A 15,070-nucleotide genomic window follows, 5' to 3' on the forward strand; every position below is an offset into this window, starting at 1 on the left:
ACCGACGAAACCGGCACTCTATAGGATGGCGCCGGGCGGAAGGGCGTGCCCGTTTGCGCCCCCTGACCACCCCAAAGCCCCCTCACTGTCGAAAAACCGCCTGTTTTCGGCCTTTTCTGGCGACTGGTCCATGGCTGCGGAGCGCGTGTAGGCGCAGGTTATCGGCGGCGACGCTCCTTAGGCGAGGATTTGGGCGCCGTATCTAGGGCAAACGCATCAAAAATCAGAGCCCGATGGTTCCATCTCCACCAAAATTAGCATTGCTGCCTCCGTATTGACAGCGACGGGCGGGTTGGGGTATACCTTTCCTCAAAAAGGGGGATTAAGTGGGCGAGATGACCACAGGTGTGATTTTTGACATGGACGGCGTGTTGTGCGATTCCGAGCCCTTTATCTGCGAGGCCGCCGTGGCCATGTTCCGTGAGCGGCACGGCGTGACGGTCCAGGCTGCCGATTTTCATCCCTTCACCGGCACGGGCGAGGATCGCTTTCTGGGGGGCGTGGCCGAGAAATTTGGCGTGATCCTGAATCGCGAGGCCGACAAGGTGTTCACCTATAAACGCTATCTGGATCTCATTCGCGGCCGCCTGCAACCGATGGCTGGCGCGGTGGCGTTTGTGCGGACCTGCCGCAGCCGGGGGTTGAAGCTGGCTGTGGCGAGCAGCGCCGACCGGATGAAGGTTGACGGCAATCTGGCGCAGATCGGGTTTGCGCACGGCGCGTTTGACGCCGTGATTGACGGTTCGATGGTGGCACGCAAGAAACCCGAACCCGACATTTTTCTGCTCGCGGCCGACCGGATCGGCGTCGCTCCCGAATCCTGCGTGGTGTTCGAGGACGCCGTTTCGGGGATACAGGCGGCGCGGGCGGCTGGAATGCGTGCGATCGGTGTCCGCAGTTCATTCGACGACGCGACACTTCGCGGCGCCGGCGCCTGCCAGACCGTTCGCGATCTGTCGGAAACGGTGTGCTTGAACCCCACGGATTGAATTCCGGCGCGATTTATGCTTTGCAGTTTCTCGAATCTGTCAACCAAGGGGAGGCTAGCATGGTCAGGCGGATGATTGGCGTCATATTGTGCGTGGGCGCGTTGGTTTGCGTCCGGGCCGATGAGGCGGTGGACCAGTTCAATTTTGCGACTGGGCTGCTGATCAGGGACGAGCCGGCGCTGGCCGCGGGCGAGTACCGCAAATTGCTGAAAGCCCATCCCGAATTCCCGCAGGCGGATGTCGCGTGGTACCGGCTGGGCGAGGCGCTGCAGAAGACGAAGGACGCGGACGGTGCGCGCACGGCGTTCGAGCGCGTCGTGAAGCAGTATCCCAAGTCCGAGCGGACGCCTCGCGCGAACTATCTTCTGGGGCAGATGCTGGCCACCGAGGACCCCAAACGCGCCGCCGCGTGTTTTGCCGCGGCGGCGGCGGGGGACACCGGCGGGGCGCTCGCTGAACCGGCCCTGTTCGGCCAGGCCGAGGCGCTCTATCAGGCCAGGGAGTGGGTGGCGGCCGGCGAGGCGTATGCCGGTTTGCTGAAGCGGTTTCCCGAGAGCCCATTCGCGGCGCAGGCGCTCAACGGGCAGGGGTGGTGCGCCTTCAAAGCGGCGGACTATGCGGCGGCAGAGCGGCTCTTCGGCGACTTTGTCACCCGTTACGCCGACCATGCGCTCGCGGACGAGTGCCGGCTCAAGCGGGGCGACAGCCTCTATCGCCTGAAGCGATACGACGCGGCGGTGACAGAATACGCGGCGGTTATGGGCAAGGCCGGCTCGCCGCACCGACCGGCGGCGCTGGCGGGGCGGGCGTGGTGTCTCTACGACGCGGGGCGTACGAACGAGGCGGCTGTCGCCTTCCGCGAGGCGGCGGCGGCCTTCGGCGCGGCGGCCCAGGCTGCGGTCATGCGCTACAACGCAGGCAATGCCGCGTTCGCCGCCCAGGCGTTCGCCGAGGCCGAGGCCGATTTTGCAGCCTGCGTCCAGACGAACGCGGTCGATGCCGCGTGGGTCCGTGCTGCGGCCTACTGGCGGGCCGCGTCTCTGGTAAAGCTGAAGCGTTACGAGGAGGCGTGCGGGGTGCTCGAGAAGCTGAGGGCCTCCGAAAAGCTTCCTGCGGATCTGGCGGTGGATGCCTGGTTGCTGCAGGCCGAGGCGGAGCTGGCGCGCGGGCGGTTCAAGGAGGCGGCGGCGTGCTATGCGGCGGTCGGCCGTGACCACGGCGCGCACGCGCTGGCCGGCGACGCGGCTGCGGGCCGGGTGCTGGCGCTTGAAAAGGCCGGGGACCTGGCCACGGCCGAAGCGGCCGCGACGGCTTTCACGGCGGCTTATCCCAAGCACGCCCAGCTCGCGGCCGTTCGCTTTCTGACGGGCGAATACCGCTACCGGCTGGAGCGCTTTCCGGATGCGGTGGCGGCCTTTGAGGCATTCTTGAAGGAGCACCCCGGCCACGAGCTCGCGGCCGAGGCCGGGTACAAGGCGGGGTGGGCCTGTTGGCGGATGAAGAAACCGGCCCAGGCCAGGCCGTTCTTCCGTGCGGTCGTGGCGTCCTTCCCCAAGGCCGCCGTTGCCGCGGATGCGGCCTTCATGGCGGGCCGCTGCGCCGATGCGGCGGCGGATGCGGCGGGCGCGGCGGCGGATTTCGAGCGGGCGGCGGAGCTGGCTCCGGCGAGCGATGCGGGGCTGCGCGCGGCGTTGGAGCGGATCAGGATCGACTATCAAGCCAGGCGCTACGCTGAGGCCTTGACCCGAGCCGAGGCGTTTATCAAAAGTCATGAAAAAAACCCGGCGGCGGCGGAGCGGCTGCCGTTCGCGTGGCTCTACGCCGGCGAGGCGCTGCTGGAACTCGGTCGTCCGCAGGAGGCGTTGGAGGCCTACGGCAGGACGGTGGGTGGAGATGCGGCGGTGACACGGGCAGCGAAGGCGGGCCGCGCCTGGGCGTTGCGAAAATTACCCAAGCCGGCCGAGGCGGCCCCGCTCTTCGAGGCGCTGGCGGCGGAGGACGCCGCCGCAGACTACGGCTTCTGGGCGGCGCGGTCGTGGGACGAGGCGGGCGACGCAGCGCGGGCCGAGGCGGGCTATGAGAAATTCCTGAAAGGCGGCGCGGCCGGTCCGCTGGCCGACGAGGCGGCCTATCGCCGCGCGGCGGCGGTGTCACGCACCAGGGGCGCCGAGGCCGCGCAGGCCGCCTACGCCGAACTCGTGAAAACCCGCCCCGATAGCGCCTTCGCGGCGGCGGCGCTGTATGACCTCGCCTGGGCACTCCAGGAACTGAAGAAACACGACGCGGCGACGGAACGGTTCGACGAACTCGCCCGCCGCTTCCCCAAGCACGCATTGGCCGGCGACGCCCGGTTCCGCAGCGGCGAGCTGGCCTATGAGGCCGACGCCTTCGACCGGGCGGCCGCAGCCTACGAAGCGGCGCTGACCGCGGGCATTGCCTTCAGCAACACCGTGCTCTACAAACTCGGTTGGGCCTACGAGTTGCAGGCGAAGGGCACGGAGGCCCGCGCGGCGTTCCGACGGCTGGCGACGGAGTTTCCCGGCAGCGCGCTGGCAGGTGAGGCCCGCTATCGCGAAGCCCGGCTGCTGCAGGCGGAAAACGCATGGGAAACGGCCGTCGAAGCCTATGCGGCGGTTCCCCCGGGACCCTTCCGCGAGCGGGCGGCGTTTGGCCGGGCCGAATGCCTCAGGCTCGGCAAGCGGGCGGAAGAGGCGGTCGCCGCCTACCGGGCGCTGCTTCAGGAGGTCGCCGACGCCACGGTGAAGGCACAGACGTGGCTCGGGCTGGGCCATGCGTACCGCGACGCGGGAGCGAACCAGGACGCGATCGATGCCTACGGTGAGGTGGTGAAACTGGCCGACACCATAGAGGCGGCGCAGGCGCTTCTGGGGCAGGGGCGGGCCTGGCTGGCCATGAAGTCGTATGACGAGGCCGCCAAGGCGTTTCTTAAGGTCGACATCCTGTACGCCTACGAGGAACTCAAGCCAGAAGCGGTGCGGATGCTGATCCAGACGTGGGAGCAGGCGGGTGACGCAGAGAAGGCCGCGAAATATCGGAAGCAGCTCGAACAGATGAAGAAATAAGGCGTCAATGCGGGGCTTCATCGGCTTCATCGGCCTCTTTCCGGCCCCATCCCCGCGTTTGACACGCATCGGCCATTTTGACATAATGCCATCCGTGTTTAGACGGTGACGAATCGGCACCCGAAGGTGTTCGCGCGCGTGCGCAAGCGGAGTGTGTGTACAGACCCGATTTTCCTGGGAGAACCATGCGTGTGTTGACAGGTTTGCGAATCGGACTGGTGGTGTGTCTAGCGGTTGCCCCCGTGTTTGGCCAGGGGGGGGACGAATTTGACGAATTCGAGGAGGAAATCCATGCCAAGGTCGAAGACGCCAATATTCCGGACCCGTTGATCGGAATCAACCGCGCATTTTACTGGGGCAACGACAAGATCTATTTTTGGTTGCTCAAGCCTGTGGCGCAAGGGTATGGCGCAGTGGTTCCCAAGCGGGGACGCGTCGCGCTTGGTCATTTCTTTGACAATCTGCAGTTTCCGTTGCGCGTGGTCAATGCGGTGCTGCAGTTCAAATGGGAAGGCGCAGGCACGGAGGTGGGACGGTTCGCGGTGAATTCCACCGTGGGCGTATTGGGCTTCTCGGATTATGCCTATCGGCAGTGGGGCTGGCGGCCGTGCCGGGAGGATTTTGGACAGACGTTTGCGTATTATGGCGCCGGGCCTGGAATTGCGCTGCATCTGCCGATTTTGGGTCCGTCCAATTTGCGCGATGCCCTGGGGAAGATCCCCGCCTACTTTGTGGACCCCCTCAGTTATATTGATCCGTCGACCGTTGGGATGGCTGTCAGCGTGGGGTCTCGTGTCAACGACACCTCGCTGTCCATCGGCTTCTATGAAAAGCTGAAGGCAAATGCGGTGGATCCCTACAGCTTCTTCAAACGGGCATACGAGCAGAGGCGGATCAAAGAAATAAAGGAGTAACGCGATGCGGGCAGGACGGATTGTGCTGATGGCGGTTCTTGCATCCTCGATGTGCCTCGCGGATGAGGTCGAGCAGACCCGCAAGGTGCTGGAAGGCATGGTTGCGAAGGGTGTGGCCATCTTGAAGGATCAGCAGTTGGATAGCGTAGGCAAGCAGAAGCAGTTTGACGGTCTGCTGGAGGAGTCGGGACATCTGGAGTTGATGGCCAAGCTCGCACTGGGCAAGAACGGATGGGAGAGCTTGAGTGAGGCGGATCGCCCCGCCTTTGTCAAAAGCTTTACGGATGTGGTGAAGCGCTCCTATTACGACAAGCTCGCTGATCAGGATACGGCGACGTTCGCGACCGAGTACACGGGCAATGAGTCGATCGGGAAAGGGAAGCGCGCCCTGACGGCCGTGATGAAGTCCGCCAATACGCAGATCGCTGTCATCTACAAACTCTGTCTGCGCGACGAGCGCTGGGGTATCTACGATGTGGAGGTCGAGGGAATCAGTCTGATCGCCTCCTACCGGGCGCAATTTGACGACTACCTCGCGAAACATGCGCCCGCGGACTTGATCGAGGAGCTGAAGAAAGGGATCGGCGTGTTTGCGGCCAAGCGGGACGAGCCCGCCCCGCAAAAGAATTGATCCTATGTCTTTCTTCCTCAAAGTTTACCGACATGCCGTTTTGCGGATGCCGATCCTCACCCTGCTGGTCATGACGGCGGTGGCGGGGGTGTGCGTCTGGCAGGCCCGGAATTTCTTTCTCGATGCATCCGCCGACTCGCTCCTTCTGGAACACGATCCGCAACTGCGGCTGGCTCGCGAGATCACGGCCCGCTATCAATCGTCCGACTTGCTGGCTGTGACCTACACCCCGCTTTCGGGCGATGTGTTTGACGACGGCAATCTCACGCGCCTGGCCCGTCTGCGCGATGAGATCCGAGCCCTTCCAGAGGTCCAGGGCGTCCTCTCTCTGTTGGATGCGCCGCTCTTTCGCAACCCGCCGGTTCGGTTGTCGCGCGTCACGGAGAATGTGCGCACACTGGAGGAGCCCGGCGTTGACCGTCTCCTGGCCCGCGACGAGATCGTCCACAGCGAAATCTACCGACAGCAGTTGATCTGCACCAACGGACGGACCGCCGTGCTCGCGATCACGATGAAGGAAAACCGGGAGCTGGACGCGGTCCATAACCGGCGTAGCGCCCTGCTCATGGCACTGGATCGGCATGAGGCTGTCGCCGCCAACCGCGCCGCCTTCGAGCGGCTGACGCCGGATCTCAGGCGCTTGCAGAAGGAGGATGGCAAACGGGTCCACGCGACAATCACCAGCCTGCGGGCGATCCTGCAGGGCTATCGCGATTCTGCGGTGATCCATCTCGGCGGCGGCCCCATGATCGCCGACGATATGTTGGCCTTTGTCCGGAGCGATCTGCGCATCTTCGGGCTCGCTATCTTTGTCTGTATTGCGGTGATTCTCATGTATTTCTTTGGCAGCTTGCGATGGGTGCTGCTGGCGATTCTATGTTGCGCCTATTCGACGCTCGTCATGGTGGGGCTGTTGGGGGCCTGCTCCTGGCCCGTGACGATCATTTCATCCAACTTTATCTCGCTGTTGCTCATCATCACCATGTCGCTGGTCATTCACCTGATTGTCGAATACCGCGGACTGATCCGCCAAAACCCCGATCTGGATGCGGTTGATGCCGTCGGGAAGACCATTGCGTGCAAGTGGACGCCATGCCTGTATTGCACCCTGACGACCATTGCGGGATTCAGCTCGCTGGTGCTGTGCGACATCAAACCGGTCAAGGACTTCGGGCTCATGATGAGCTTGGCGCTGGTGGTCTCCATGGTGACATCGTTCATCCTGTTTCCCGCCATGCTCGTCCTCTTCCCCAAGGAGGCGGCCTCCAACGAGCGGGATGTCGGACGGCCGGTGACGGCTTGGGCGGGACGCATGGCCGAGCGATCCGGGCGCTGGATCGTCGTGTGCACGGGGCTGATCATCCTGTTCATCGGGGCGGGAATATGCCGCTTAACGGTCGAGAATAGCTTTGCGGCGAATTTTCGAAAAACCTCCGAGATTTATCAGGGCATGGTGTTCATCGACCGGGAACTGGGCGGAACCACGCCGGTGGATGTGATCATTCAATTGCCTGCCGAGCCGGCGCCGAAGCCCCCGGCAGCGGCGGCGCCGGAGGCGGATGACGATTTTAACGAGTTTGATGAGATTGATAAAACCGTGGCGTCGGACGCCTATTGGTACACGCCGGCCAAGCTGGCGCTGGCGCGCCGCGCGCATGATATCGTCGAGGCTCGGCCCGAGATCGGGAAGGTGTCCTCGCTGGCCTCCCTGTTGAAGCTGACCGACACACTGAATGACGGGGTGTCCATCGACGCCTTCGAGTTGGCCATCTTGATCGGCAAACTCCCCGAATTCGCCAGCCGCATGCTGGTGACGCCGTATGTCAGCGCGCCCGCCAATCAATTGCGCATCACGGCGCGCGTGTTTGATTCGCAACCGGGTCTTCGACGCGCCCGCTTTCTCAAAGCGCTGGAAAGCGACCTGAACCGCGGCCTGAATCTGCCTCCGGAGAGCATTCGGCTGACCGGCACCATGGTGCTGTACAACGGGGTGCTCCAAAGCTTGTTTCGCTCGCAGATTCTGACGTTGGGGCTGACGTTCCTGCTGCTGCTGGCAATGTTTCTGGTGCTGTTCCGCTCGCTGAAGATCGCCTTGATCGCCTTGTTTCCCAATTTCTTGTCCTCCCTGACGGTGCTGGGCTTTCTGGGGGCTGCCCATATTCCCCTGGATGTGATGACCATCACCATTGCCTCCATCAGCATCGGCATCGCCGTGGACTCTACGATTCACTACATCTATCGCATGCGCGAGGAGTTTGCCGCATGCGGCAATTATCTGGGTGCCATGCGCGCGTCGCACCAGAGCGTCGGCAGCGCCATGTATTTCACCTCGCTGACGATTGTCGTCGGGTTCTCGCTGCTGACGTTCTCCAATTTCATACCGAGTGTTCTGTTCGGCCTGCTGACCTCCCTGGCGATGGTCGTCGCCTTGCTTGGCGCTCTGACCTTGCTTCCCTGGATGCTGGTGTTTCTGCGGCCGTTTGGCCCGGAACAGCGACCCGTGAAATGAAGCGTGTTTCTCAAAATGATCCGCCGGATGATCGTGACCCGGACGAGCCTGCGTCGTCCACGGCCTTCCAGTTGGAATCGGAGTTCCAGCCGGCCGGTGACCAGTCTCAGGCGATCACGGAGCTGGTGAGCGGACTGGAGCTGGGCGCGCCCCGGCTGACGCTCGAGGGGGTCACGGGCTCGGGCAAGACTTTTACGCTGGCGAATGTCATCCGCGCCTGGGGCCGGCCGACGCTGATCCTCAGCCACAACAAGACGCTGGCGGCGCAGCTCTTCGCCGAGCTGAAGAGTTTCTTCCCGCACAACGCGGTTGAGTTCTTCATCAGTTATTACGATTATTATCAGCCCGAAGCCTACATTCCGCAGACCGACACCTTCATCGAAAAGGACGCCTCGATTAACAAGGAGATTGAGCGCTACCGGATGGCCGCCACCAACGCGCTGATCGGCCGGAATGACGTGATCGTCGTCGCTTCGGTCTCCTGCATCTATGGCCTGGGGTCGCCCGATGATTACCGGTCCATGCTTGTGGATCTGCGTCAGGGCGATGAGATCGCGCGCGACCGGGTGCTGGAAAAGCTGGTCGCCATCCAGTACACGCGCAACGACTACGAGCCCGAACCGGGAACGTTCCGGGTCCGCGGTGACTGCGTGGACGTTTTTCCCTCGTATGCCAAGGACGGTATTCGCATCGAGTTTATGGGCGATGCCGTCGAGACCCTGCGGTCGCTCGATCCGGTCAGCGGTCGCATGGGGCCGGAGTTGAAGCGCACGCTGATTTCCCCAGCCCGCCATTTCGTCATGCCGCGCGAGAAGATCGAGGCCTCCATCGGCGCGATCCGCGACGAACTGGACTCCCGCGTCCGGGAGTTTGAGGCGGCGGGTAAGTTGCTGGAGGCGCAGCGGATCAAGCAGCGGACGGAGTTCGACATCGAAATGCTGCGGGAACTCGGCTATTGCAACGGCATCGAGAACTACTCGCGGCACTTGAGCGGACGTCCGGCAGGCGAACCGCCCGCATGCCTCCTCGATTATTTTGAGGGCGATTTTCTGACGGTGCTCGATGAATCGCATGTGACCCTGCCGCAGCTCCGGGCGATGTACAACGGCGATCAGGCCCGCAAGCAGACGCTGGTGGACTGGGGCTTTCGGCTCCCGTCGGCCAAGGACAACCGCCCGCTCAGCTTCGACGAGTTTCTCGGCCGCGTCGGGCCGGTCGTGTTCATGTCGGCCACACCAGGCCCGTACGAGCGGCAGGTCAGCGTCCGCACGGTGCAGCAGGTGATCCGCCCGACCGGTCTGCTCGATCCGCCAGTCGAGGTGCGTCCGTTGCGCGGACAGATCGACGACGTGATGGAGGAGATCCGCCGCACGGCGGAGCGCGGTGACCGCGTGCTGGTGACGACGCTCACCAAGCGCACGGCCGAGGACCTCGCCCAGTATTTGCATGAGGCTGGCTTTCGCGTGGAATACCTCCATTCCGACATCGACGCGATGCAACGCGTGGAGATCCTCGGCCGCCTGCGCAAGGGGGCGTTTGACTGTCTGATTGGAATCAACCTGCTGCGCGAAGGGCTGGATCTCCCAGAGGTGGCGCTGGTCGCTGTGCTGGACGCCGACAAGGAGGGGTTTCTGCGTTCCGAAACCGCGCTCATCCAGACCGCAGGCCGGACGGCACGACATGTAAACGGGCGGGTGATCCTCTACGCCGACACGGTGACCGACGCGATGCGCCGGATGATCGATACGACGGCGACGCGCCGGGCGACTCAGGAGGCCTATAACGCCGCCCACGGCATCGAACCGAAAAGCGTGAGCCGGGCCATCCACGGGCAGCTCACGACCGAAGCGCGCGGGCGGGAGGTCGAACAAGCCGTTGCCGAGACTCCCGAGCGCTACGATGTCTGGGAAGTGCTGGCGGAGTTGGAACGCGAGATGCTGGCTGCGGCTGAGGCGTTGGAATTCGAACGCGCCGCCGCGATCCGGGATGAGATCAAGGAGCTGCGCCGGGCTCTGAAATAATGGGGCGATACGCGCAACCCATTGCCCGGTTTAGAAATCAACCAGCGCAACCGCCTGTTCGGGCCGCGTGTGGTCCATTCGTTTCCCAAGCGTTGAATAGATTTCGATGCGCTGGAGCAGGGAGTTCCCGCCAGAAGCCCCGCGGAAGGGGGCGAGCAGCGGGTTATCCGGATGGAAAATACCGAGGCGTGGAACGACGGCCGCCAGTTTTTCGTGCGCGATCAGCGCCCACGCGGCATCCACCAGATGACGGAATTCCGGCTCGAGCAGAATCGGACAGTTGAACGCCTGCCGCGAACTGTTGATGTCCACCCCGCTGATTTCCATCAGGCCGTGTGCCTGGCAGAGCTTCTGGAGGCGAAGCAACTGCGGCTTCGTATTGCGGGGCGGCATGTAGGTGATGGCTTTGAAACCGATCCGTGTCAACTCCGGAACCAGTTCATCGAGATAGTCGTCTTCAAACTTCTCGGCTTTCTTGTCGCCGGTCGGCGATTCGCCGACATCCCCGAGATAGGCGTAGGCCGGGATCGCGCCGATGTCGTTGGCGAACGACACCGCATCCCACACGTTGATGCACTCCTCCTTGCCGGACAGAATGAAGAAGTCCGGAACGAGCGCGGATTTAAACACGCCAAGCAGATCGTAGGCGTAGTGCGGATTGTTCATGTCCAGCAACAGGGCTTTCACTTTCTCAGGCAGACCAATCGTCATCTGCTTTTCGACAAAATCAATCAGCGTCTGCCCTTTGCCGTAGGCCGCAATCAGCTTCAGCGACAGCGCATAAAGAATGTGACGCTCGGTGATTGAACCGCCGTTCGCCGCTTCCGATATCGCCAGGACATCGGTGTCGAAATCCAAGGGCGGCGCGCCGAGCCGCGCCAGGGTGTCGTTGAGCCGCTGGACCTCTTTGCGGTCGCGGGCGATGCGCGCGGCTTGAATGGGTCTCAAGAAGGTCTTCACCGCCTGGAGCTGCGTTCGGGGAATCCCGTGGAAAGCGATGTAGCTGACGTTCGGCTCATCCGGGTTATTGGTCTTGCGCCCTTCTACCCGCGTGCCGTCCATGTTCACGCGGATTTCACAACCGGCCGTTGAAGCCATGTTCACGGCCTTGCAGGCCTCCAGCATTTCTTCGCAACCGGAGACGGAATCATGATCCATGATGCCGACCGTTTGTAAACCGGCCTGCGCGGCCTTAACAACGGCCATGCACGGCGAGTACGGACTGAAGGAATAGATGGTGTGCACATGATTATTCACTTCATGGGTCTGCTTCACTCCGGCTTTCACCGACTCGCCCAGCTCGCGGATCGCCGCCAGCCGGGTGTTTGCACACGGATCATTCAAATTCGCAAGGTTCATGAGACGCGCTCCCGTTTACTGATCAGCAATCCCTTGACGGCAAGTCCGGTGCCCCGGTCCACACACAGTCCCGCAGGGGCGAAACAGAGGCGAAACACGAAACAGGGGACAGAGAAATAGTAACATATTTTTTCGGATCCGTGTGGAAATCATGCCTGCTCGATGCTTTAGGGGGTAGAGGGCTCGTCAGGTGCGAGCCGGAACCATACGGCAGGGAGGGGTTACAAGGGACAGACCATTTGTAGTATCTATCTGGTGTCGGAAGAGGTCCGCGAGAGTGGCTACTCGCTTGCCGACAACAACCAGCTTCTGTTCGGCGGCGTGAACGTCACGCTGGCGTTCTAAGTCTGTAGACGATTGCGTTACCCGAAAACGAAGGCCCCGCGCAACGAACTGCGCGGGGCCTTTTCGTCTCAGAGCGTGCCGCTTGCGGTGTCCTTGTCCCGTGCCGTGCCGTCAAGCGTCAGGGCCAGCCGCGTCAGATTGCGGAGGGCGTTCACGGAGAGTGTGGCCCCAGTGATGCCGTCCACTTCCCGGTCGAGTTGCCCGTCGCGGAGCGAGGTCCCGGTCAACTGCTTGAGGAAACGGGGTGAGCGTATCTCGCGTCCCCGGCTCTCCGTGTAGGCCAGCACTTCGCACGTGGCGACCTTTCCGTCCTTGATGACGAATCCGGCGGTGATACGTCCTGACTTCGCCTTGGATTGGAGTATCCATGCGGTCACGTCGGCTTCCCGCCAGTAGGTGATCTCCGGTTGGGCGTATTTGTGGCCGAGGATCTGCGATACGCGCACGGCCAGCGGCCCGGCGAGTGCCAGCTTCGCGGGGACAGGCGGATTGCGGAACGCGCCCGCAATGAAGCCGGGGGTATCCGCCGCCGGGGCACTCTCTGCCGCGATAATGCGGCAGACGCTGAGGACGGCAGCCGCGCCAAAGCCGAGAAGCGCGTGTTTAGAACTCATAGCCGACCCCGAGGTTAATCCCGTTCTGGTTCTGGCCGTTCTCGTTGTCTTGTATCTGGTAGTCCGCCTTGACGATCACCTGCTTGTGCGGCGACCAGTTCACCCCGAAATCGAGCTGCCGTTTGCCGCTGGGGGAGGCTCCGCTCCCGGCGCGGTTGTCCCATGCGTTGTAGCGCGTGAACAGTCCGATCTGTGAGGTCAGCCGATAGGACGGCTCGATGTACCAGCCGTACTGATAGTCGGCTCCGACGTTTTCAGGGCCGTCGCCGCCAAGGTTCCATTGCGCGTAGAGCATCCGCAGACCGAAGCGCTGGTATTGCCAGTCGAGGTGGCCTTCGCTGAACAGGCCGTGTACGGGGCCTTGCGCCAGGCCCTGCGTGATGTCGGACTGGTATTGCAGGCTACCGCCCAACGTGAGGCCGGGCATGTGCCAGTTGAGGGCCAGCGTGCCTGCGGGATCAGAGGCGTTGGCGTAAGCCACTTTCTGGCGTCCCGAGCGGACGGAGTAGTTTTTCGAGGCGTCGGTCTTGAGCCCCGAGTGGAGGTAGGCGGCGTATTCGAGGCTGTCGGTGAACCATCCGTGCGAGCCGACGCCAGCCTCCCACCATGTGGTGGGGATGACATCGCGCTCCACCGGGTTGCGCTCCACGCCGTAGAACCTTGTGGGCTCATGCGAGGTGTTGAGCAGGCCGACGGGGAGCAGGAAGAGACCGGCCCGCGCCGTGTGGCGGTCGTTCATGTCGAAGTCGAGGTAGGCCTGTTCCAGCGCCATGTAGCCCTTCTCGTTGTCGCCCGCCATGACGTGCTCGAGTTCCAGTTCAGAGTTGAGGCGGATGCGCTCGTTGAAGGACTTCCCGAGCGTCAGCACGAAACGGTGGAAGTCGATTTCGCGCTTGTCGGCAGCGCCGCCCCTGCCGGTGAGGTTGTTGTAGTGCAACTCGCCGTATCCGCCGAGGCTCAGCCCTTCCGTCCAATCCGACGCTTTGGCTTCCTCCATGGCGGCGAGGTGCGTCTCCACGGCAGTCAGGCGGTCGGAAAACGTTGCGGCTTTCGTTCCTCCGGTCTGGGACGCGAGCGTGTCCCACTGGGCGGAAGCCTGTTCTTCAAGCCGCTTCTCCAGCTCGGCGATGCGCGCCTCAAGGGCGGCGAGGCGTGCGGCGGTGTCATCCCCAAGCGCCGGGGCGCTCATCAGAAGGCAGAGACCTGCCGACAGCAGTCTCGCGCTTTTTTTTCTCAGGAATCGTGTCGTCATGTTCATCTGTTCCTTTCTCCTTTCTTCGATGTTCGGTTTGGCCTCTTGAAACACAAAGAGAGCGGAACGCGTGTCGCGTTCCACTTCCTGGCTGGCTTTCGGCTGGCTTGGGCGAGTTCTGTACGTTGGGGGCGTGCGGCTACTTGTTGATGATCAGTTTACCGTTCCGTGTGACGAGGATGCGGTAGTCGGCGCCTCCGTGGCGTATCGTGACCTCTTTGCGATGGGCGAAAAGGTGCCGCGAGTCGATCACCGCGCCCGCCGATCCGGTGAGCGTGTTCCGGCTGTTTTCACCTGCGTTCTGGTGTCCTATCTCACGGTCGTCACTCATGAACCCTCCTTGCCTGAAAAGTTAGAGGCCGGAAGCATATTCTTTATAGTGTACTTCGTCAAGCGAAATACTGGACTTTGTTTGAAAAGTTCCCGGGCGGGTGAACGGATAGGACGTACAAGCAGCCTTTCCCGAGGATCGACGGATGTCGGTTCTGGACGGATAACGAATAGCGTTTTATCCCTCGTGCGGCAAGTGTATGACGAGTGCGTTAGCAATCAAGCGTTTTCTTGCCGCATGAGGGATAAAATGTTGTTGAACGGAGCCGCGGGGCCGGGTTTCGGGCTATGGGGTTTGAATGGCCCGTTTGGTTCCGGCGCGTCTGAATGGCGGGCGGTGGCGGTTTGACTTGGACTTAAAGGACGGAAGGTCCGTCCCTTGTAAAGGACGGAAGGTCCGTCCCTTGTCGAGCCACCAGCAATGGACGTTATGGCGCAAGCAGGGGCTGGAGTCTCTGGTGCAGGCGGACCTGGAGCGTCTGCGGGCGCGGATGTATGACGTGTCGGAGTTTGTGAAGACGGTGAAGCAGCGGTTTTCGCAGTGGTACAACCGACGCGAGGGGCGGGCCGGAACGTTGTGGGAGGACCGGTTCAAGAGCGTGATGATCGAGCCGCCATCGCATGCGCAGCGGGAGCGTCAGGGCGTGGGCGCGCTGGCGACGATGGCGGCGTACATCGACCTCAATGCCGTGCGCGCGGGGCTGGCGAGCGATCCCAAGGACTACCGGTGGTGCGGCTACGGCGAAGCCGTGGCGGGCAGAAAACGGGCGCGCGAGGGGCTGGCGGCGGTCTACGGCGTTGAGAATCAAGAACGCTGGCGAACCGTTGCAGCGCGTTACAGGCTAATGGTTTATGCGACCGGTACTGAAAGCGGGCTGAGCGAAAGCGGCGTGGCGCTGGTGCTGGCCGATGAGTTCCGCGACGGCAACGTGCCGGCGCGCCAGGAGCCGCTGCCGTGCACGCGGGCGGCCTTCGAGGCGCTGCCGGGGGATGTCCGGGAGCGCTTCTTCCGGGGCGACTCGG

General features: G+C 62.8%; 11 protein-coding genes. 7 read left to right on the plus strand and 4 right to left on the minus strand.

Annotated elements, in window-relative coordinates; genetic code table 11:
• Positions 1–335 precede the first annotated feature (335 nt).
• The 6 genes from FJ222_09165 to uvrB all read left to right on the plus strand — a co-directional run bounded on the left by FJ222_09165 (position 336) and on the right by uvrB (position 10,147).
• Positions 336–989 (plus strand): HAD-IA family hydrolase, encoded by a 654-nt coding sequence (locus FJ222_09165; protein ID MBM4164590.1) that lies wholly within the window; start codon positions 336–338, stop codon positions 987–989.
• Positions 990–1,048: 59 nt separating this feature from the next.
• Positions 1,049–4,072, plus strand: coding sequence for a tetratricopeptide repeat protein (locus tag FJ222_09170; protein MBM4164591.1), 3,024 nt, complete (start codon positions 1,049–1,051; stop codon positions 4,070–4,072).
• A 185-nt stretch (positions 4,073–4,257) separates the two neighbouring features.
• Positions 4,258–4,986: a VacJ family lipoprotein gene (locus tag FJ222_09175; protein ID MBM4164592.1), complete on the plus strand. Its 729-nt coding sequence runs from the start codon at positions 4,258–4,260 to the stop codon at positions 4,984–4,986.
• Between the two features lie 4 nt (positions 4,987–4,990).
• Positions 4,991–5,617: an ABC transporter substrate-binding protein gene (locus FJ222_09180; GenBank protein ID MBM4164593.1), complete on the plus strand. Its 627-nt coding sequence runs from the start codon at positions 4,991–4,993 to the stop codon at positions 5,615–5,617.
• Positions 5,618–5,621: 4 nt separating this feature from the next.
• Positions 5,622–8,126, plus strand: coding sequence for an RND family transporter (locus FJ222_09185; protein MBM4164594.1), 2,505 nt, complete (start codon positions 5,622–5,624; stop codon positions 8,124–8,126).
• Positions 8,123–10,147 (plus strand): excinuclease ABC subunit UvrB, encoded by a 2,025-nt coding sequence (uvrB, locus tag FJ222_09190; GenBank protein MBM4164595.1) that lies wholly within the window; start codon positions 8,123–8,125, stop codon positions 10,145–10,147. The genes FJ222_09185 and uvrB overlap by 4 nt, the downstream gene beginning before the upstream one ends.
• A 30-nt stretch (positions 10,148–10,177) precedes the next feature.
• Here uvrB and FJ222_09195 read toward each other — a convergent pair whose 3' ends face one another.
• The 4 genes from FJ222_09195 to hemP form a co-directional block, all read right to left on the minus strand.
• Entirely contained in the window at positions 10,178–11,506 is a 1,329-nt protein-coding gene (locus FJ222_09195; protein MBM4164596.1) for a PHP domain-containing protein, read from the minus strand.
• A 413-nt stretch (positions 11,507–11,919) separates the two neighbouring features.
• The gene (locus FJ222_09200) at positions 11,920–12,465 is read right to left on the minus strand and encodes an FMN-binding protein (GenBank protein ID MBM4164597.1); all 546 of its coding nucleotides are present in this window, start codon (positions 12,463–12,465) and stop codon (positions 11,920–11,922) included.
• Positions 12,455–13,717: a porin gene (locus FJ222_09205; GenBank protein ID MBM4164598.1), complete on the minus strand. Its 1,263-nt coding sequence runs from the start codon at positions 13,715–13,717 to the stop codon at positions 12,455–12,457. Before FJ222_09205 ends, FJ222_09200 begins: the two co-directional genes overlap by 11 nt.
• A 139-nt stretch (positions 13,718–13,856) precedes the next feature.
• On the minus strand, positions 13,857–14,048 hold the full coding sequence (gene hemP, locus FJ222_09210) for a hemin uptake protein HemP (protein ID MBM4164599.1): 192 nt from the start codon (positions 14,046–14,048) through the stop codon (positions 13,857–13,859).
• 403 nt (positions 14,049–14,451) lie between these two features.
• Between hemP and FJ222_09215 the strand changes: the two genes are divergently transcribed.
• Positions 14,452–15,070: hypothetical protein (locus tag FJ222_09215; GenBank protein ID MBM4164600.1), on the plus strand; the 619-nt coding region annotated here is incomplete at its 3' end.

The organism is Lentisphaerota bacterium, from assembly GCA_016873675.1.
GTDB lineage: Bacteria > Verrucomicrobiota > Kiritimatiellia > RFP12 > JAAYNR01 > VGWG01.